Here is a 2,203-nt window from a genome sequence, read left to right as displayed (position 1 = left end):
TGACGCCGAAGTGCGGGCCTTCGCCGATGCCGTCATCCACGGCGCTGACGGTGACGGTCTGGGCGGTGTCCCAGTTGGCGGTGGTGAAGGTGAGCGTGGCTTGATCGACGCTGACCTGGCCGTTGGGGCTGGCGAGGGTGATGGTGACATCGGCCGTGGGCTGGCTATTCAGCACCACGGTGTAGGTGTCGCTGGCGCCGCCTTCGGTGACCTGGTTACTGTCGCCGCTGGGGCTGAGGGTCACACCCGGCGGTGTCCCGTTCTCAAAAAACATCAGGTTGCCAAAGCGTTCACCGACCAAGGCATCCAGGTCGCCGTCGCCGTCGAGGTCGGCGAAGGTCGGGGCGGAATAGCTGCCCACGTCGGTCAGGCCGAAGGGGTTGGTGACCGCAGCGGCGAAGGCCGCGGAGCTGGCGCTGCCGGTGTTCTCGAAGTAGTACAGGATGTCATATTTTTCGCCTTTTTCGCCGACCAGGGCATCGAGATCGCCGTCGCCGTCGAGGTCGGCGAAGGTCGGGGCGGACCGGCTGCCCACGTTGGTCAGGCCGAAGGCGCTGGCGTTCTCGGCGCTGGCGAAGGCGGCGGAGCTGGCGCTGCCGGTGTTCTCGAAGTAGTTGAGGGTGCCATCGCCTTGGCCGACCAGGGCATCGAGATCGCCATCGCCGTCGAGATCGGCGAAGGTCGGTTTGGAGAGGGAGCCCACGTCGGTCAGGCCGAAGGCGCTGGCGTCCTGGGCGCTGGCGAAGGCGGCGGAGCTGGCGCTGCCGGTGTTCTCAAAGTAGTTCAGGGTGCCATCGTATGCGCCGACCAGGGCATCGAGATCGCCGTCGCCGTCGAGGTCGGCCAAGGTCGGGGTGGAATTGGAGCCCACATCGCCCAGGTCGAAGGGGTTGGTGACTGGGGCTTGGAAGGTCGGATCGCCGCTCGGCAGGTCGTTGTCGCTGATCTGCACCGAGAGGTTGTCGACGCTGAGGCCGTTGTAGCCGGTATCCGCGCTGCTGACACTGTGGGCAATGACGCCAAAATGCGGGCCTTCGCCGATGCCGTCATCCACGGCGCTGACGGTGACGGTCTGGGCGGTGTCCCAGTCGCTGGTGGTGAAGGTGAGCGTGGGCGTGTTGACGCTGACCTGTCCGTTGCCGGTGCCGCCGTGCTGGGTGTCGAGGGTGATGGTGACATTGGCCGTGGGCAGGGTGTCGAGTACGACCGTATAGGTGTCGCTGGCGCCGCCTTCGGTGACTTGGATACTGTCGCCGCTGGGGGTAATGGTCACGCCCGGCGGTGTGCCGTTCTCGAAAAACAGCGTGTTGCCATCGCCGTCGCCGACCAGGGCATCGAGATCGCCGTCGCCGTCGAGATCGGCGAAGGTCGGGGCGGAATTGTTGCCCACGTCGGTCAGGCCGAAGGGGTTGGTGACCGCAGCGGAGAAGGCTGCGGCGCTGGCGCTGCCGGTGTTCTCGAAGTAGTTGAGGATGCCATCGAATTCACCGACCAGGACATCGAGATCGCCGTCGCCGTCGAGGTCGGCAAAGGTCGGTTTGGAAAAGCCCGCCACGGCGGTCAGGCCGAAGGCGCTGGCGTTCTGGGCGCTGGCGAAGGCGGCGGAGCTGGCGCTGCCGGTGTTCTCAAAGTAGTTCAGGGTGCCATCGGATGCGCCGACCAGGGCATCGAGATCGCCGTCGGCGTCGAGGTCGGCGAAGGTCGGGGCGGAAAAGTAGCCCACGTCGGTCAGGCCGAAGGGGTTGGTAACCGCAGCGCTGAAGGCCGCGGAGCCGGCGCTGCCGGTGTTCTCGAAGTAGTACAGCAGGCCAGTGTTCTGGCCGACCAGGGCATCGAGATCGCCGTCGCCGTCGAGGTCGGCGAAGGTCGGGGTGGAGTTGGAGCCCACCTTGGTCAGGCCGAAGGGGTTGGTGACCGCAGCGGCGAAGGCGGCGGAGCTGGCGCTGCCGGTGTTCTCGAAGTACAGAATACCATCGTTGCGGTTGCCGACCAGGGCATCGAGATCGCCGTCGCCGTCGAGGTCGGCGAAGGTCGGGGCGGAAGCGACGCCCACGTCGGTCAGGTCGAAGGGGTTGGTTTGGGGCGTTTGGAAGGCGGGTGTGGACATGGCAGTTTCCTTAGATTTCAGCGAATGATCATTCGGATTCGTTATATACCCGTGACGAGGGCTGGCGATGGGGCGTCGCGCGCGCGCTCTTCGGCG

At 66.0% G+C, this 2,203-nt stretch carries 1 protein-coding gene; it reads right to left on the bottom strand.

All coding sequences use genetic code 11. The annotated features are described in order from the left end of the window. Nucleotides 1-2,107, bottom strand: a 2,107-nt coding sequence (locus VBE63_RS27575) for an FG-GAP-like repeat-containing protein (protein WP_323686188.1), incomplete at its 3' end; no start/stop codon positions are given. Nucleotides 2,108-2,203: the final 96 nt, after the last annotated feature.

Origin of the sequence: Lamprobacter sp., assembly GCF_034860625.1 — a bacterium.
GTDB lineage: Bacteria > Pseudomonadota > Gammaproteobacteria > Chromatiales > Chromatiaceae > Lamprobacter.
Note: the sequence above shows the minus strand (reverse complement) of the source record. Positions and strands in the feature narration are given on the sequence as shown.